Consider the following 18782-nt stretch of genomic DNA (forward strand, 5'->3'; position numbering starts at 1 on the left):
CCGAATGCCAGCTATTTATACACGGGAGTCAGACTACGAGTGATAAGATCCGTGGTCAAAAGGGAAACAGCCCAGACCACCAGCTAAGGTCCCAAAGTAATCGTTAAGTGGAAAAGGATGTGGCGTTGCTTAGACAACCAGGATGTTGGCTTAGAAGCAGCCATCATTTAAAGAGTGCGTAATAGCTCACTGGTCGAGTGACGCTGCGCCGAAAATGTATCGGGGCTAAACGATTCACCGAAGCTGTGGATTCGTGCGTTGCACGAGTGGTAGGAGAGCGTTCTAAGTGCGTCGAAGTCAGACCGGAAGGACTGGTGGAGCGCTTAGAAGTGAGAATGCCGGTATGAGTAGCGAAAGATGGGTGAGAATCCCATCCACCGAATGACTAAGGTTTCCTGAGGAAGGCTCGTCCGCTCAGGGTTAGTCGGGACCTAAGTCGAGGCCGAAAGGCGTAGACGATGGACAACAGGTTGATATTCCTGTACCACCTCCCCGCCGTTTGAGTGATGGGGGGACGCAGGAGGATAGGGAATGCACGCCGTTGGTCGAGCGTGTCCAAGCAGCAAGGCGTGGAAGTAGGCAAATCCGCTTCCTAATACGCCGAGCTGTGATGGGGAGCGCGTTATGCGCGAAGTTCCTGATTTCACACTGCCAAGAAAAGCCTCTAGCGAGGCGGGAGGTGCCCGTACCGCAAACCGACACAGGTAGTCGAGGAGAGAATCCTAAGGTGAGCGAGAGAACTCTCGTTAAGGAACTCGGCAAAATGACCCCGTAACTTCGGGAGAAGGGGTGCTCATTGGGGTGCAAGCCCTGATGAGCCGCAGTGAATAGGCCCAGGCGACTGTTTAGCAAAAACACAGGTCTCTGCAAAACCGTAAGGTGAAGTATAGGGGCTGACGCCTGCCCGGTGCTGGAAGGTTAAGAGGAGGAGTTAGCGCAAGCGAAGCTCCGAATTGAAGCCCCAGTAAACGGCGGCCGTAACTATAACGGTCCTAAGGTAGCGAAATTCCTTGTCGGGTAAGTTCCGACCCGCACGAAAGGCGTAACGATCTGGGCACTGTCTCAACGAGAGACTCGGTGAAATTATAGTACCTGTGAAGATGCAGGTTACCCGCGACAGGACGGAAAGACCCCGTGGAGCTTTACTGTAACCTGATATTGAATTTCGGTGCAACTTGTACAGGATAGGTAGGAGCCGTAGAAGGGGGAGCGCCAGCTTCCCTGGAGGCGCCCTTGGGATACTACCCTGGTTGTACTGAAATTCTAACCCGCAAGCCTGATCGGCTTGGGAGACAGTGTCAGGTGGACAGTTTGACTGGGGCGGTCGCCTCCTAAAAGGTAACGGAGGCGCCCAAAGGTTCCCTCAGAATGGTTGGAAATCATTCGCAGAGTGTAAAGGCATAAGGGAGCTTGACTGCGAGACCTACAAGTCGAGCAGGGTCGAAAGACGGGCTTAGTGATCCGGTGGTTCCGCATGGAAGGGCCATCGCTCAACGGATAAAAGCTACCCCGGGGATAACAGGCTTATCTCCCCCAAGAGTCCACATCGACGGGGAGGTTTGGCACCTCGATGTCGGCTCATCGCATCCTGGGGCTGTAGTCGGTCCCAAGGGTTGGGCTGTTCGCCCATTAAAGCGGTACGCGAGCTGGGTTCAGAACGTCGTGAGACAGTTCGGTCCCTATCCGTCGTGGGCGTAGGAAATTTGAGAGGAGCTGTCCTTAGTACGAGAGGACCGGGATGGACACACCGCTGGTGTACCAGTTGTCTTGCCAAAGGCACCGCTGGGTAGCTATGTGTGGACGGGATAAGTGCTGAAAGCATCTAAGCATGAAGCCCCCCTCAAGATGAGATTTCCCATTGCATAAGCAAGTAAGATCCCTCAAAGACGATGAGGTAGATAGGTCCGAGGTGGAAGCACGGTGACGTGTGGAGCTGACGGATACTAATCGATCGAGGACTTAACCAATCATTTCAATGTCGTTATCCAGTTTTGAGAGAACAACCTCTCATATAGTGAAGTGACGATGGCGAAGAGGTCACACCCGTTCCCATACCGAACACGGAAGTTAAGCTCTTCAGCGCCGATGGTAGTAAGGGGCTTCCCCTTGTGAGAGTAGGACGTCGCTTCGCAAAAAGGCACCACAACAGTGGTGCTTTTTTTATTGCAAAAATTGAAGCCCCTTACTACCAAGGACTGAAAGTCCGATCGGCGCGATAGAGAAGTGGCATTTAAAACGTAAGCAAAACAATTATTTGGAGGAGACGAGAAGCACGGGGACCAAGAAGTTCAAGGAAGCGAGGCGGCTCGGAGCGGAGCGTACTATGTACGTGAGCACCGGACCGCCGAAGCTGACGCAGAAATTCGCCGGTCAACGTGCTTCGGAGTTAGCGCCGATGGTAGTTAAGGGGTCCCCTTGTGAGAGATAGACGAGCGCTTCGCAAAAAGGCACCACAATATTGGTGCTTTTTTTATGTGTGCGTCCGGCATGTACATGAACTATAGGGTGTAAGTCCCGAACTGTGAAGGCAGAAGTAACAGTTAGCTTAACGCAAGGGTGTCCGTGGTGACGCGGAATCTGAAGGAAGCTGGAGGCAAAACACCGGTCCGAGGAACACGAACCTCATATAAGGCTAGGTATGATTGAGTGAGTTTGCAAAACAAAACAAAGCTCTTTCTGTCGAAGGTCATATCGAGTAGATGAGGCGGATAGATGGTGTGAAAGTGCATGTACTTACCCGGGGAGGTCTGGCGGATAGGTGAAGTACGCTTCATAACCTACTTAGTGATAAGTAGCTGAACCGTCAGAAGTCAGCAGAGGTCATAGTATTAGTTGGTTTAGAACTACTAAGAAGGACCGAACAATTAAGAGAGAATAGCCCTTGGCATTCAGTGAGTCATGATGAACACAGAAAACGTAGTACCTCACTTGAGGGAGGAAGCGGTGAATCCCGTGGGGGTCCTCTTGGAGGGTGGAGTGACCACTGGCATAAAGAGAACAGCTATTCACGGAAGGAGAATAACGATGCTTTTGAATCAAATCCTGTCACGGGAGAACATGCTTCAAGCACTAAAACGTGTAGAACAGAATAAAGGAAGCCATGGAGTAGATAAGATGCCCGTACAAAACCTACGACAGCACATAGTCGAAAACTGGCTATCTATTTAAGGAGAAATAAAATATTGACGTTATTGTTAGACGCTTCAACTTCTACATCAATACCGTTTGGAATTGTCATCATTGGATCCGTGTGTCCAAAATCAACATTATACACAATTGGAAAATCATATCCTTTAGTAGCCTGGCAAATGATATCTATAAATGTATAATCTTGTGAAAATTCTACTTTTGGATGAAAACGTCCGACCACTATTCCATTAATTTTTTCAAAAACCCCCATATGCCGTAACTGAGTTAAATAGCGATCGATAGTACCAGGATTTTCTTGTTCATCTTCTTCTAAAAATAGTATTTTGTTATCAAAGGTTGGAAGAAACTCTGTTCCTGCTAATAGTAACATTGTCCCCATATTGCCAGCTAAGATACTTCCCCTTGCTCTTCCTTCTTTAATAATAAGAGGTCCTTCATTTTTAGTAAGTTGTCGTGGTCGATTATCCTCTATATCCCAAGCTAAAAATTCGCTTGTCCAATATTTACTAGGAGGAATGTGTATTTCATCATTTTGGGTCATTAAAACGTCTTTAAATATTTTCTTTGTGTATTCTAACATTCCACCATATTCACCAAATTGAGGTAATAGTGCGGGTCCCATAAAGGTTATTAGTTCAGATTTTTTATGAATAGCTAATAGAATAGCAGTGAAATCACTATAACCCAATATTATTTTTGGATTTTGCTTTATAAGATTATAATCAATGTATTCTAATAGTTGGTGCGAATTGTAACCACCTATTGTATTAATAATAGCTTTTACTTCGTGATCTTGAAACATTTCATGTAAATCCTCTAACCTTTCTTCAACGGTTCCTGCTAAATGTCCAATGCGTTTCAGAGCATTTTTCCCTATTTTCACCTTAAAACCCATACTCTCTAATTCAGAAATTCCTCTTTGAAATCTATTAGGGCAAGCTGCTGCAACTGGAGATGAAGTAGATATGATTCCTACAGTATCCCCCGGTTTTAATAATTTTGGTTTAATCATAAACATAACCTCTCTTTACCCAGTTTATTATTGAATGATTAAATTTATCATAATATCCTTCATGTCTATGTCAATTGTTCGGATGTATGTATCGTATGTAACTGTTTTAGTACATCAAAACCATGCAATTCGGGCAATATTAAATCAAAAAGAATTATCATATCCACTCTCCTGATTTTTAATTAAACCTTCAGTTTTAGTATTCGCTACATCAGTAATTTATCCTTCAAACTCAAGATCCATTTAATACTCGGACATTAATCAAAAAATAAATTCTTATGTTCCATAAATAACATTAGTTTTTACAAATAATATTGATTAAAGAATTAAAACTGTTGATGGTAATTAATTTTTGTAGTGTTTGGCAATTAAGGTTATGCATAAATTTTTGCATATTTGACGCTTTACATGGAGTGGCGGGCATGATAGGCTACTTTGCCTTGCAAAGTCTAAATATAATTATGGCTTGCCCCCTTTGTAAGAAATCATGCTCGCAGAGGCTCCATCTCAAGCGATTATAGATACGAATAATTATTCAAAATATCGAATAAATTAAATTGCCATTTCATGCATTTTTTAATTGCCAAAAACAGAATTACACACGAAAATAATAAGAATTTACTAATTAGTTATTGAATCTTCCATATAATTCATTATTTTTCTTTATGTATAATAGGAGAATAAAATGTTTTTCATGAAAGGATGAATTATTTGGCTAAAAAAACAATCTGGGTGGAAATGGAAGAAAATGAAACGCCTGAACAATGTATAACAAGAATAGAACAAATGGGGTATAAGCCAATTGTTCGAAAAGAGGAGCCAGTCTTTCAATATACTAATGGTGAGATTACGTATTTTCGTCAAAAAGTTAAATTTAAGGCGGAATTACTTGAAGAAAAAACAAATAATGAGAAAAAACACGAACATTAAATAGTGGTATTTTATAATCGTTCGCATTTTTTAATTGATTTTCTTCTTCACCCTTGCTACAATGAACAGAGGAAAACTCCCTCATATATGCTAGAGAATATGGCTCTAGTGTCTCTACCCGACACCGTAAATGTCGGACTATGCGGGAAAGCAACTTTTGGATGATTCGGTAGGTTGGAAATAAATTACCTCAACCTTCTGTTTTGCTATGTCCTCAAGTACTCTGCTTTCTACCGTGTAGCGAAGGCGGGCTATTTGAGGATTTTTTTACGAATACATGTAAATACATTGTTAACTTAAAAAGGAGCGTTATTAATGAATCCTAAAATCGGAGTCATAATGGGAAGTTCCAGTGATTGGGATACGATGAAACATGCTTGTGACATATTAGACGAGTTAGAAGTGCCATACGAAAAGAAAGTTGTATCAGCTCATCGAACTCCTGATTTGATGTTTGAATATGCCGAAACTGCCCGTTCACGTGGTATTGAAGTCATTATTGCCGGAGCGGGAGGAGCAGCTCACTTACCGGGGATGGTTGCAAGTAAAACAACTTTGCCAGTCATCGGTGTACCTGTACAATCAAAAGCTTTAAATGGACTTGATTCATTGCTTTCCATTGTGCAAATGCCTGGTGGTGTTCCTGTAGCGACAGTTGCTATTGGCAAAGCAGGTGCCACAAATGCTGGACTCTTAGCAGCACAAATTTTATCCATTACAGATAAACAAATAGCAGAAAAACTGGAAGCAAGACGTGAACAATTAAAACAAAAAGTATTAGAAAGTTCAGGTGACTTGAAGTGACAAAAACAATATACCCCGGTCAAACGATTGGCATCATCGGGGGTGGACAGTTAGGACGAATGATGGCTCTCAGTGCAAGAGAAGCAGGTTTCAAAATTGCAGTTCTTGATCCGACAATGGATTCACCATGTGGTCAAGTTGCAGATATACAAATTGTAGCTCCGTATGATGATGAAGCTGCACTTGAAGAATTAGCGGAAACAAGTGATGTCATCACTTTTGAGTTTGAAAATATAGATTATGAAGGACTAAAACGATTAACAGAGATTGCCTACGTTCCTCAAGGCGCGGAAATTATTCGCATTACTCAAAATCGAGTAACGGAAAAGGAAGCTATTGTAAATGCCGGTTGCCCTGTTGCACCGTATATTGTTTGCGAGAGCTATGAAGAACTTGTTGAAAAAATAGATCAAATTGGTTTTCCGAGCATTGTGAAAACTGCCCGTTTTGGTTATGACGGAAAAGGTCAACAAAAGCTTCTATCAAAAGAAGACTTGCCATTAGCTAAAAATTTATTTAATCACTCACAATGTATTGTGGAAGGATTTATCCCATTTGAGAAGGAAATTTCCGTCATTATCCAAAGGAATGGAAATGGAGAAACTTATTGTTTACCAGTTGGCGAAAATGTTCATATTAACCACATTTTACATGAAACAATTGTGCCTGCTCGAATTTCTACAGAAACAAAACAATTAGCGGAAGAAGCAGCACGAAAAATCGCTGAACATTTGCAATTAATTGGAACATTAGCAGTTGAAATGTTCGTATTAAACGATGGACAAATTATCATTAATGAACTAGCACCAAGACCGCATAATTCCGGTCATTATTCCATTGAAGCATGCAACATTTCTCAATTCGCGCAACATATCCGTGCTGTTGCAGGATGGCCATTGCGTGAACCAAAACTACATTCTCCAGTAGTGATGGTAAACGTATTAGGGCAACATGTAGCGCCGCTTTCCAATTCCATTACTAAATATCCACATTGGTCGATTCACCTCTATGGAAAGAAAGAGGCAAAAGTTAACCGAAAAATGGGACATGTAACAATACTAACTGATAACATCGAAGAAACACTAATAGAAATTGAAGCTTCTGGCATTTGGTCAGAATGAGGAAAAGGAGATTTGAAAATGATTGAACGTTATACTCGTCCAGAAATGGGAGCAATTTGGACTGAAGAAAATAAATTTAAAGCTTGGCTTGAAGTTGAGATTTTAGCGTGTGAAGCATGGGCTGAACTTGGAGTTATTCCAAAAGAGGACGTAGTGAAATTGCGTCAAAACGCTTCATTTGATATTAACCGTATTTACGAAATTGAACAAACAACGAAACATGATGTAGTAGCATTTACTCGCGCTGTTTCTGAGACGCTTGGGGAAGAAAGAAAATGGGTTCATTACGGACTGACTTCAACAGATGTTGTAGATACTGCCCTCTCTTATTTAATTAAACAAGCAAACAACATTCTACGAAAAGACATTCAAAACTTTATTGATGTATTAACAGCCAAGGCAAAAGAACATAAATATACGGTGATGATGGGGCGCACTCATGGAGTACACGCAGAACCGACAACATTTGGATTAAAACTTGCCTTATGGCGTGAAGAAATGTTACGCAATCTAGAACGATTTGAAAGAGCAGCAAAAACGATTGAGACAGGTAAAATTTCAGGAGCTGTTGGAACATACGCCAACATCGATCCATTTGTAGAGCAATACGTTTGTGAAAAATTAGGTCTAACGCCAGCACCAATTTCAACTCAAACATTGCAACGTGATCGCCATGCAGAATACATTGCAGCATTAGCTCTAATTGCAACTTCCATTGAGAAATTCGCAACGGAAATTCGAGGATTGCAAAAATCCGAAACTCGAGAAGTTGAAGAAGGATTTGCAAAAGGACAAAAAGGTTCATCAGCAATGCCGCATAAACGCAATCCAATCGGATCAGAAAACATGGCTGGAATTGCTCGTGTAGTACGTGGACATGTGATCACAGCTTACGAAAATGTTTCTTTATGGCATGAGCGTGATATTTCTCATTCATCAGCAGAACGTATCATTATTCCTGATACAACGATAGCACTTAACTATATGTTGAACCGTTTCAGCAATATCGTGAAAAACTTAACCGTTTTCCCAGAAAACATGAAACGCAATATGGACGCTACGTTCGGACTAATTTATTCACAGCGTATTCTTCTAGCATTAATCGATAAAGGATTATCTCGCGAAGAAGCTTATGATACTGTTCAACCATTAACGGCAAAAGCTTGGGATGAACAAAGACATTTCCGTCCGCTTGTTGAAGCAGATGAAAAAATCAGTTCACTTTTATCTAAAGAAGAAATTGATGATTGTTTCGATTACAACTGGCATTTGAAAAATGTTGATTTGATTTTTCAACGTTTAGGATTAAATGATTAATCGGTACAGTAAAAGGCGAAGCCATTGAAAAATTTAAATTATTGGGGGAACGGTTATGGAAAAAGGTGCGCTGTTATACGAAGGAAAAGCGAAACGCTTATATGCAACAGATGTGGAAGATGTTTTGTTTGTTGAGTATAAAAACAGTGCGACAGCCTTTAACGGGCTGAAGAAAGCAGAAATTGAGGGGAAAGGAATATTAAATAATAAAATTTCTACCCTGATTTTTGAAAAATTAAAACAGCATGGTATCGAATCTCACTTTATTAAGAGTGTATCTGAACACGAACAACTAGTAAAAAAAGTGGATATCATCCCCCTTGAAGTGGTTGTTCGCAATATATCAGCAGGTAGCTTCGCTGAAAGGCTTGGCATTGAAGAAGGAACAAAGTTAAAGCGTCCGATTGTTGAGTTTTACTATAAAAATGACGCATTAAAAGATCCTTTGATTAACAATGAACATATTGACATACTTGGGATTGCATCAAAAGAAGAAGTTGAAACGATTACTAACAATGCATTTAAAGTGAATGAAGCATTGAGGAAAATATTTGAAGAAATCGATGTCGTATTAGTTGATTTTAAATTGGAATTCGGTCGTGATAAAGAAGGCAACATCTTGCTTGCGGATGAAATCTCTCCAGATACTTGCCGACTCTGGGATGCGGAAACGAATGAAAAGCTGGATAAAGACGTATTTAGACGTGATCTTGGTAGTTTAACAGATGTTTATAACATTATTCTTTCTAGACTTGGAGGAAAGTGATATGAAAAAAGTTAAAATTTACGTTACGTTACGTGAAAGTGTATTAGACCCACAAGGCTCTGCGGTAAAAGGATCTTTAGTAAATATGGGATATAAAGAAGTTGAGGACGTACGTATCGGTAAATATTTAGAAGTATTAATTTCAGATACTGAACGTGATATTGACGCATTGGTAAAAGAAATGTGTGAGAAGCTGCTGGCAAACACTGTGATTGAGGATTATCGCTTTGAAGTCGAGGAGGCTAATTAATCATGAAATTTGCTGTACTCGTATTCCCAGGGTCGAACTGTGATATCGACATGTATCATGCAATAAAGGACGAACTAGGTGAAGAAGTAGAATATGTTTGGCACGATGCAACAGATTTAAGTAAATTTGATGCCATTTTAATTCCAGGAGGATTCTCATACGGGGATTATCTCCGTTGTGGAGCCATGGCAAGTCAATCAAATGTTATGAAAGCAGTGAAAAAGGCGGCAGAAGAAGGAAAACCAGTTTTAGGAGTTTGCAACGGATTCCAAATTTTAACGGAAGCGGGTTTGCTACCAGGGGTTTTACTTCGCAACCAAAACTTAAAATTCATTTGCCGAACAGTTCAATTAAAAGTTGAAAATAACAATACGCTATTTACAAATCAATATGAGCAAGGGCAAATCATTAATATTCCAATCGCTCATGGTGAAGGAAACTATTTCTGTGATGAGGAAACATTAAAAAAATTACAAGAAAAGAATCAAATCGTTTTCACTTATTCAGGTGAAAATCCAAATGGAAGTCTATCAGACATTGCAGGTATTGTGAATGAGCGTGGTAACGTTCTTGGTATGATGCCACACCCTGAACGTGCGGTGGATGCATTACTTGGCAGTGCAGACGGACTAGCATTATTCAAATCAATTGTGAAACAGTGGAGGGAATCACATGTCTAATTTAGAACCAACTGCAGAACAAATTAAGGAACAAAAGCTTTATCGTGACATGGGGTTAAGTGATGAAGAGTTTGCGATGGTTGAGAAAATTTTAGGCCGTCTTCCAAATTGGACAGAAACAGGTTTGTTCTCTGTTATGTGGTCTGAACACTGTTCTTATAAAAACTCAAAACCGGTATTGCGTAAATTCCCAACAAACGGACCTCGCGTATTACAAGGTCCTGGAGAGGGTGCGGGGATTGTTGACATAGGTGATGAGCAAGCAGTTGTATTCAAGATGGAATCTCATAACCACCCTTCAGCGATTGAACCTTACCAAGGTGCAGCAACAGGGGTTGGAGGGATTATTCGTGACGTGTTCTCCATGGGTGCTCGTCCAATTGCACTGTTAAACTCTTTACGTTTCGGTGAATTAAAGTCGCCTCGAGTGAAATACTTATTTGAAGAAGTAGTGGCAGGAATCGCTGGATACGGAAACTGCATCGGTATCCCAACTGTTGGTGGAGAAGTTCAATTTGACCCTTGCTATGAAGGAAATCCTTTAGTAAATGCTATGTGTGTTGGTTTAATTGACCATAAAGATATTCAAAAAGGTGTGGCTAAAGGTGTAGGCAATACTGTCATGTATGTGGGTGCTAAAACAGGGCGTGACGGTATCCACGGTGCGACGTTCGCTTCTGAAGAATTAAGTGAAGAATCAGAAGAAAATCGTCCAGCAGTTCAAGTTGGGGACCCATTCATGGAAAAACTTCTATTAGAAGCTTGTTTAGAAGTTGTAAAATCAGATGCTCTCGTTGGTATACAAGATATGGGAGCTGCAGGTTTAACTTCCTCTTCAGCAGAGATGGCTTCAAAAGCAGGTTCAGGTATCGAAATGAATTTAGATTTAGTGCCGCAACGTGAGACAGGCATGACTGCCTATGAAATGATGTTATCAGAATCACAAGAACGAATGCTTTTAGTCGTGAAAAAAGGTCGCGAAGAAGAAATCAAACAAATCTTCGAAAAATACGGATTAGATGCTGTTGCAATCGGCCGAGTGACAGACGACAAAATGTTGAGGCTGATTCATAAAGGTGAAGTTGTAGCTGAAGTTCCAGCTGATGCATTAGCAGAAGATGCACCAGTTTATCATAAACCTTCTAAAGAACCTGCTTATTTTAGCGAGTTCCAAGCAATGGAAAACGCGGAGCCTGAAGTAAGTGACTTGAAAGAAACGTTGAAACAATTACTTCAAGCACCGACTATTGCTTCAAAAGAATGGGTTTACAATCAATTTGACTATCAAGTTCGTACAAATACAGTAGTAACTCCTGGTTCAGATGCGGCAGTATTGCGCATTAGAGGTACAAATAAAGCACTTGCTATGACAGCTGACTGCAACTCTCGCTACATTTATTTAGATCCAGAAACAGGTGGCAAAATCGCGGTGGCAGAGGCTGCTCGCAACATTGTTGCATCAGGTGGCGAACCGCTAGCAATTACAGACTGCTTAAACTTTGGTAATCCAGAAAAGCCAGAAATCTTCTGGCAATTAGAAAAGAGTGCGGATGGTATTTCTGCGGCTTGTACAGCTTTAGAAACTCCAGTGATTAGCGGTAACGTATCCCTTTATAATGAACATTCAGGTCAAGCTGTATATCCTACTCCAACAATTGGTATGGTTGGTTTAATTCAAGATTTATCACATGTGACAACACAACAAGTTAAACAAGCTGGTGACGTTGTTTATATACTTGGTGAAACGAAAACAGAATTCGGTGGATCAGAACTACAAAAATTAGTTCATGGCAAAATCTTTGGTAAAGCGCCAAGCATCGATTTAGAGGTGGAGGCAGCGCGCCAAAAAGCATTACTTTCTGCAATTCGTGCTGGACTTGTTCAATCTGCTCATGACGTATCTGAAGGCGGCGTAGCAGTCGCGTTAGCTGAAAAGACTTTCGGAACTGAAGGGTTAGGACTTCATGTGAGATTAGAAGGATCACCTGTAACTGCTTTATTCAGTGAATCTCAATCTCGTTTTATCGTCACAGTAAAAGAAGAAAACGTGAAGCAATTTGAAGAATTGATTACTGATGCAAAGAAAATCGGACTTGTTACAAATGATGGGAAAATCACAATTGAAGGCGAATCAGGCTTGTTAATTGAGGGGTCTGTGGAAGAATTTTGTTCTGCTTGGAAAGGAGCTATCCCATGCTTGCTGAAATCAGAGGCTTAAACGAAGAATGTGGGGTTTTTGGGATATGGGGACATGAAGCTGCAGCTCATTTAAGCTATTACGGTTTACATGCTTTACAACATCGCGGTCAAGAAGGTGCTGGCATCGTCGCTACTGACGGCCAGTACTTCAAAGTGGTAAAAGGTGAAGGCTTAGTAAATGAAGTATTTAATGAAGAAAAATTAAAAAGTTTAAAAGGCACTTCTGCCATTGCTCATGTTCGCTATACAACTGCAGGCGGCGGAGGAATAGAGAACGTACAGCCGTTATTGGTTCGTTCCTCAACTGGCACGATTGCTTTGGCTCATAATGGTAATTTAGTCAATGCGAATCATTTGAAACAACACCTTGAACGATCAGGTAGTATTTTTCATTCTACTTCAGACACGGAAGTAATTGTGCATTTAATTAAAAAAAGCAAAAAGCCTCGCTTCCGTGAGCAAGTAAAAGAAGCTCTTTCTCTATTGAGAGGTGCATTCTCCGTCATTATTTTAACGAAAGATAAAATGATCCTAGCTCGAGATCGCAATGGTTTACGTCCACTGTCAATTGGTAAATTAGGGGGCGCTTGGGTGGCTTCGTCTGAAACTTGCGCCTTTGATTTGATTGGTGCAGAGTTTATACGGGAAGTGGAGCCGGGAGAATTAGTTGTTATTTCAGAAAAAGGTATCGAAGAAGATCGCTATGCTCAAATGGAACAAAGAGCAATGTGTGCAATGGAATATGTTTATTTTGCACGTCCTGACTCAAATATTGATTATGTCAACATTCACATGGCTCGTAAACGTTTGGGTAAACAATTAGCAAAAGAAATGGGTTCAATTGATGCGGATGTTGTAACAGGTGTTCCGGATTCCTCCATTTCAGCTGCAATTGGTTTTGCAGAAGAAATTGGCATTCCTTACGAAATGGGATTAATCAAAAATCGTTATGTGGGAAGAACATTTATTCAACCGACACAAGAATTGCGTGAACGCGGAGTAAAAATGAAATTATCTCCTGTCGTTCAAGTCGTTCGTGGAAAACGAGTCGTCATGGTGGATGATTCCATCGTTCGAGGAACAACTTCTCGTAGAATTGTCAAAATGTTAAAAGAAGCTGGAGCAAAGGAAGTGCATGTAGCAATCACTTCTCCTCCACTTTCGAATCCTTGCTTCTATGGAATAGACATTTCATCAGATGAAGAGCTAATCGCAACAGGAAAAACAATCGACGAAATCCGTAATGCAATTGGTGCAGATTCCTTAACATTTTTATCTCCAGACGGATTAGTAGAAGCAATCTCAAGACCTTTTGACGATGAGAATGGCGGTCTTTGCATGGCATGCTTTACTGGAAAATATCCAACTGAAATTTTTCCAGACACTGTCTTACCACATATTAAAGAACTTTCACATTAAGGAGGAAGAATCATGTCAAAGGCATATGAACAAGCGGGAGTCAATATTGAAGCTGGTTATGAAGCTGTTAAACGCATGAAATCCCATGTAGAAAGAACAAAACGAATTGGTGTCATGGGAACGTTTGGTGGCTTCGGTGGCATGTTCGATTTATCTTCATTAAATTTAAAAGAACCTGTTCTAATTTCTGGTACAGATGGTGTCGGGACTAAGCTCAAATTAGCATTTATGGCCGATAAACATGACACGATTGGCATTGACTGCGTGGCGATGTGTGTGAATGATATCGTTGCTCAAGGTGCAGAACCGTTATACTTTTTAGATTATATTGCAATTGGGAAAGCAGACCCTGAAAAGATCGAGCAAATTGTAAGTGGCGTTGCAGATGGTTGCGTTCAGGCAGGTGCTGCACTCATCGGCGGGGAAACTGCTGAAATGCCTGGTTTGTATGATGAAAATGAATATGATGTAGCTGGTTTTGCGGTTGGGGCTTGTGAAAAATCTCGTGTCGTTACTGGGGAAAAAATTGTTGAAGGGGATGTCCTTGTTGGACTTGCATCTAGCGGCGTGCATTCCAATGGTTATTCCTTAGTTCGCAAAATCGTATTTGGAAATTGCGGCTATAAATATGATGAATTGATTGAAGGTTATGAAGATTTGGGGCCAATTGGTGATGCTTTGCTTACACCAACAAAAATTTACGCCAAACCAGTTCTTGAGATGTTAAAGCAAGTGGACGTTCACGGCATGGCTCACATTACTGGTGGTGGATTTTATGAAAACTTGCCTCGAATGATGCCAGAAGGACTTGCAACAGAAATTGATTTAGGATCATGGGAAACTCTTCGAATTTTCGAATTTTTGAAGGATAAAGGTTCGCTATCAGACAGAGATTTATACAACGTATTTAATATGGGGATTGGATTTGTTCTTTCCGTTTCTCCTGAAGATGCGGATAAAATAATTCAAATTGCAGAAGCCCACGGGGAGAAAGCGTATCAAATTGGGCGTGTTGTAAAAGGCGAAGGGGTTTTATTTAATGGAAAACACGATGGGAGCTTGAGCCAATGACAACGAAAATAGCAGTGTTTGCATCAGGAAGTGGATCGAATTTTCAAGCGATTCAAGAATCCATCGAACGTGGAGAATTAAATGCAAACATAGAAGTTGTAGTAACAGATAAACCCAATGCATATGTGGTTAAAAGAGCGGAGAAATTCGGCATCCCAGTTTTCGCATTTTCACCAAAAGATTATGCTTCAAAAGCTACATATGAATCTGAAATTGTAAAAATATTGAAACAAAAAGCGGTGGAATGGATTGTATTAGCTGGGTATATGCGCTTAATTGGCGACACATTACTTACTGAATATCCTAATAAAATCGTTAATATTCATCCTTCTCTATTACCAGCTTTTCCTGGAAAAGATGCGATTGGACAAGCAATGGAACATGGCGTGAAAGTCACTGGGGTTACTGTTCATTATGTTGATGAAGGGATGGATACAGGTCCAATTATTGCACAAAGAGCGGTAGAAGTTGTGGATGGTAATCGAGAAGCAACGGAAGAACGTATTCACAAAGTAGAACATGAACTTTATCCAAAAACGTTAAAAAAATTATTTGAAAATAAATAATTGCAAAAATAGAGTATAAACTGGAGGCTTTAACTGTGGCAAAACGTGCACTTATTAGTGTTTCAAATAAAGATGGAATTTTAGAGTTTGCGAAAGAATTAGTTGCGCTTGGTTATGAAATATTATCTACTGGTGGTACGAAAAAGTTATTGCAAGAAAATAACGTACCGGTAACTGGTGTAGATGAAGTAACAAAATTTCCTGAAATTCTTGACGGACGTGTAAAAACATTAAATCCCATGATTCATGGTGGTCTATTAGGGAAATTTGATGATCCTTCCCACCAAGCACAAATGCAAGAACACGGAATTGAACCAATTGAAATCGTTTGTGTAAACTTATATCCATTTGTAGAAACAATTTCAAAACCAAATGTCACTTGGGAAGATGCAATTGAAAATATTGATATTGGTGGCCCTACAATGTTGCGTGCAGCTGCGAAAAATCATCAATATGTAACAGTAATCGTTGACAGCAATGACTATGCTACGGTTCTTGAAGAATTGAAAGCGAACGGTACAACTACTTTTGAAACGCGAAAAAAACTTGCAGCGAAAGTATTCCGCCATACAGCAAGCTATGATGCATATATTTCAAACTACTTAACAGAAGAATCATTCCCTGAAAGTTTAACACTTACTTACGAATTACAACAAACGTTGCGATACGGTGAAAATCCTCACCAAAAAGCTGCATTTTATAAAAAACGATTAGGCTCAGATTTTTCTCTTGCCTATGCTACTCAATTACATGGAAAAGAATTATCCTTTAATAATATTCAAGATGGGAATGCAGCTCTTCAAATTGTAAAAGAATTTAAAATACCAGCTGCCGTAGCGGTAAAACATATGAACCCATGTGGTGTTGGTACAGGTAGCACGATTGAAGAAGCCTTTGACAAAGCTTATGAAGCAGATCCAGTTTCAATTTTTGGTGGAATCATTGCGTTAAACCGTGAAGTAAATGCACCTACTGCAGAAAAATTAAGCAATATCTTCTTAGAAATTATCATTGCACCTTCATTTACAGAAGAAGCATTAGAAATTTTAACGAAAAAGAAAAACATTCGCTTGCTTACAATCAATTTCTCTCAAGAAAAACAAGATCCGTTCAAAGTTGTTTCCGTTGAAGGTGGTTTACTCGTCCAAGAAGACGATACATATGGCTTTGACGATGCCGATATAAAAGTTGTAACAGACCGTGAACCAACGGATGAAGAATGGGAAGCTTTAAAACTTGGTTGGGCCGTTGTGAAACACGTGAAGTCAAATGCTATTGTCGTAAACAATAAACAAATGACATTAGGAATCGGTGCAGGTCAGATGAATCGTGTTGGAGCAGCGAAAATCGCATTAGAGCAAGCTGGTGAAAAAGCGAAAGGAGCGGTAATGGCTTCGGATGCTTTCTTCCCAATGCCAGATACAGTAGAAGAAGCAATCAAAGCTGGAATTACAGCAATCATTCATCCAGGGGGATCTATTCGCGATCAAGACTCCATCGATGTGGCCAACAAGGCTGGTATTGCCATGGTTACAACAGGAGTAAGACATTTTAAACATTAATGAATATAGACGGCTCGTTTCGTAGCCGTCTTTTCTAAAGATGACATATTTTTTCAAGATTTGCAGTTATTTCTAACTTCATTTGAAATATATATGCCAATAATTTGTAGGAGGGCATCGATCGTATGAAAGTATTAGTAGTTGGTAGCGGTGGACGTGAGCATGCTATCGCAAAAAAATTTAGCATTTCTCCATCGGTAGAAAAAGTGTATGTAGCACCTGGAAATGATGGAATGCGTGATTGTGCAGAATTGGTTGCGATTGATTCAATGGATTTTGAAAGCTTGGCAAACTTCGCAAAAGAACAAGGTATTGATTTAACTTTTGTCGGTCCTGAACAACCTCTTGCTGAGGGAATTGTGGATTATTTCCAAGAACGAGGTCTTGTCATTTTTGGACCAACAAAACAAGCAGCTCAAATTGAAGGTAGTAAGTCATTTGCAAAACAATTAATGAAAAAATACAACATCCCAACAGCAACTTATGAAACGTTTACTGAGATGGATAAAGCGATTGAATATATTAAACAACAAGGGGCACCGATTGTTGTAAAAGCAGATGGTTTGGCAGCTGGTAAAGGTGTAGTTGTTGCAATGACAGAACAAGAAGCGATTGATGCTGTAACGGATATGATTGGGAATCAACGCTTTGGTGAATCTTCATCAAAAGTAGTGATTGAGGAATATTTAGAAGGAGAAGAATTTTCTTTCATGTCCTTTGTACATAAAGGGCAAATTTATCCAATGGTGATTGCTCAAGATCATAAACGAGCTTATGATGGCGATACAGGACCGAATACTGGTGGTATGGGTGCATATTCACCGGTTCCGCAAATTCCGCAAGAAATGGTATCTCGCGCATATACAGAAATTGTGGAACCAACTGTAAAAGCTATGGAAGAAGAAGGCGTATCCTTCACTGGAGTTTTATATGCAGGATTAATTCTTACGAAGGAAGGTCCAAAAGTTATTGAATTTAATGCACGTTTTGGCGATCCAGAAACACAAGTAGTGCTTCCCCGCATGACTTCTGATTTTGGATTATTCATGAAAGCATTAATGGAAGAAAAATTCTTTGATTTACAATGGTCTAATGAAGTAATGCTAGGAGTTGTCATTGCGGCAGAAGGCTATCCTGGAACAGTTGAAAAAGGACATCCACTTCCAAATTTAGATGAGCTTAGTAAAGAATATGAAGTATATCATGCAGGAACGAAACTTCAAGATGGACGATATGTAGGTAATGGTGGACGTGTGTTATTAGTGGCATCAAAAGCAGAGTCTTTAAAAGAAGCGAAAGAAAAAGTATATGCAGGAATAGATAAGTATTCTTGGGATCATTTCTTCTACCGCAAAGATATTGGATGGAGAACATTTAAATAATTTTTCCATGAGATAAAATGAAGTAAAAAGCACAAACCAAAAGTAATGGGGTTTGTGCTTTTTCTGAGTTAAACATTTTTATTTATTTGGATTTCTTCTGATTTGCATTATTTGTAACACCTTGAATGGCTTTGGCAGCTTCCTCCATCATTGTGCCCGATTGGGTTGTGTTAGCAACTGTCTCTGCAACTTTAGCTGCAGTTTGTGTCATTTGTTGCATAGTGGAGCCATTGCCGCCATTGGAATTTTGATTTCCGCTATTATATCTTGAATTAAAAGCAGTCATTAAGCTATCGCCATCCATAAATTCTTGCATGGATGTTGTAACGGCATTTTTCACATTATTGCTGAACATTGCTTTGGTAGGGCAGTATAAAAAGATACCTTCAGCAATTTTTAATGAACCTGCTGTAATTGATAGCATTCCTAAAGTTTTGTTTCCGTTCTCTTTCACTATATGACTAATGCCACAAGCTGTTAACCCAATGCCTAAAGCAAGTCGAACGAAGCCGCTTTTTTCAGAAATATTTTCTTCCAACATCAAAATCACTCC

Annotated in this window: 15 protein-coding genes, 2 rRNA genes, 1 pseudogene and 1 riboswitch (1 of these 19 running past the window's edge); of the genes and pseudogenes, 16 read left to right on the forward strand and 2 right to left on the reverse strand. The window is 40.2% G+C overall.

The genetic code is table 11. The features are described 5' to 3' along the window. The 3 genes and pseudogenes from NSU17_RS09625 to NSU17_RS09635 form a co-directional block, all read left to right on the forward strand. Positions 1-1967, forward strand: a 23S ribosomal RNA gene (locus NSU17_RS09625); it begins 960 nt to the left of the window's first position. Between the two features lie 48 nt (positions 1968-2015). Then, positions 2016-2131, forward strand: a 5S ribosomal RNA gene (gene rrf, locus NSU17_RS09630). Positions 2132-3024: 893 nt separating this feature from the next. Then, a pseudogene (locus tag NSU17_RS09635) lies at positions 3025-3165 on the forward strand (group II intron reverse transcriptase/maturase); the annotation flags it as partial. Here the strand turns inward: NSU17_RS09635 and NSU17_RS09640 are convergent. Then, a complete protein-coding gene (locus tag NSU17_RS09640) occupies positions 3161-4162 on the reverse strand; it encodes a S66 peptidase family protein (RefSeq protein ID WP_340704888.1) in 1002 nt (333 codons plus the stop codon). The pseudogene NSU17_RS09635 and the gene NSU17_RS09640 overlap by 5 nt on opposite strands. Positions 4163-4873: 711 nt before the next feature. Here NSU17_RS09640 and NSU17_RS09645 point away from each other — a divergent pair. From NSU17_RS09645 to purD, 13 genes are all read left to right on the forward strand, one after another. After that, positions 4874-5092 (forward strand): NETI motif-containing protein, encoded by a 219-nt coding sequence (locus NSU17_RS09645; protein WP_340704889.1) that lies wholly within the window; start codon positions 4874-4876, stop codon positions 5090-5092. Positions 5093-5153: 61 nt separating this feature from the next. Beyond that, positions 5154-5253, forward strand: a riboswitch (purine riboswitch). A 154-nt stretch (positions 5254-5407) separates the two neighbouring features. Then, a complete protein-coding gene (purE, locus tag NSU17_RS09650) occupies positions 5408-5896 on the forward strand; it encodes a 5-(carboxyamino)imidazole ribonucleotide mutase (protein ID WP_016838771.1) in 489 nt (162 codons plus the stop codon). Then, complete coding sequence (gene purK / locus NSU17_RS09655) at positions 5893-7017, forward strand: 5-(carboxyamino)imidazole ribonucleotide synthase (protein WP_340704890.1); 1125 nt, start codon at positions 5893-5895, stop codon at positions 7015-7017. Before purE ends, purK begins: the two co-directional genes overlap by 4 nt. An 18-nt stretch (positions 7018-7035) precedes the next feature. Continuing rightward, positions 7036-8334, forward strand: a complete 1299-nt coding sequence (purB, locus tag NSU17_RS09660; protein WP_168412270.1) for an adenylosuccinate lyase — start codon at positions 7036-7038, stop codon at positions 8332-8334. A gap of 55 nt (positions 8335-8389) precedes the next feature. After that, the gene (gene purC / locus NSU17_RS09665) at positions 8390-9100 is read left to right on the forward strand and encodes a phosphoribosylaminoimidazolesuccinocarboxamide synthase (protein ID WP_016838768.1); all 711 of its coding nucleotides are present in this window, start codon (positions 8390-8392) and stop codon (positions 9098-9100) included. Between the two features lies 1 nt (position 9101). Further along, positions 9102-9350, forward strand: coding sequence for a phosphoribosylformylglycinamidine synthase subunit PurS (purS, locus tag NSU17_RS09670; RefSeq protein ID WP_016838767.1), 249 nt, complete (start codon positions 9102-9104; stop codon positions 9348-9350). A 2-nt stretch (positions 9351-9352) separates the two neighbouring features. Further along, positions 9353-10030, forward strand: coding sequence for a phosphoribosylformylglycinamidine synthase subunit PurQ (gene purQ / locus NSU17_RS09675; protein ID WP_016838766.1), 678 nt, complete (start codon positions 9353-9355; stop codon positions 10028-10030). Further along, positions 10023-12248, forward strand: a complete 2226-nt coding sequence (purL, locus tag NSU17_RS09680) for a phosphoribosylformylglycinamidine synthase subunit PurL (protein ID WP_340436058.1) — start codon at positions 10023-10025, stop codon at positions 12246-12248. The genes purQ and purL overlap by 8 nt, the downstream gene beginning before the upstream one ends. Next, a complete protein-coding gene (gene purF / locus NSU17_RS09685; protein ID WP_340704891.1) occupies positions 12224-13648 on the forward strand; it encodes an amidophosphoribosyltransferase in 1425 nt (474 codons plus the stop codon). Before purL ends, purF begins: the two co-directional genes overlap by 25 nt. A gap of 12 nt (positions 13649-13660) precedes the next feature. Further along, positions 13661-14719 (forward strand): phosphoribosylformylglycinamidine cyclo-ligase, encoded by a 1059-nt coding sequence (gene purM, locus NSU17_RS09690; protein WP_016838763.1) that lies wholly within the window; start codon positions 13661-13663, stop codon positions 14717-14719. Continuing rightward, on the forward strand, positions 14716-15285 hold the full coding sequence (gene purN, locus NSU17_RS09695) for a phosphoribosylglycinamide formyltransferase (protein ID WP_016838762.1): 570 nt from the start codon (positions 14716-14718) through the stop codon (positions 15283-15285). The genes purM and purN overlap by 4 nt, the downstream gene beginning before the upstream one ends. A gap of 35 nt (positions 15286-15320) precedes the next feature. Beyond that, positions 15321-16847, forward strand: a complete 1527-nt coding sequence (gene purH / locus NSU17_RS09700; RefSeq protein ID WP_340704892.1) for a bifunctional phosphoribosylaminoimidazolecarboxamide formyltransferase/IMP cyclohydrolase — start codon at positions 15321-15323, stop codon at positions 16845-16847. Between the two features lie 125 nt (positions 16848-16972). Then, the gene (gene purD / locus NSU17_RS09705; RefSeq protein ID WP_340704893.1) at positions 16973-18229 is read left to right on the forward strand and encodes a phosphoribosylamine--glycine ligase; all 1257 of its coding nucleotides are present in this window, start codon (positions 16973-16975) and stop codon (positions 18227-18229) included. Between the two features lie 82 nt (positions 18230-18311). Here the strand turns inward: purD and NSU17_RS09710 are convergent, their stop codons facing one another. Further along, entirely contained in the window at positions 18312-18770 is a 459-nt protein-coding gene (locus NSU17_RS09710; RefSeq protein WP_340704894.1) for a hypothetical protein, read from the reverse strand. Positions 18771-18782 lie beyond the last annotated feature (12 nt).

Origin of the sequence: Ureibacillus sp. FSL K6-2830, from assembly GCF_038004145.1 — a bacterium.
Taxonomy (GTDB): Bacteria; Bacillota; Bacilli; order Bacillales_A; family Planococcaceae; genus Ureibacillus; species Ureibacillus thermosphaericus.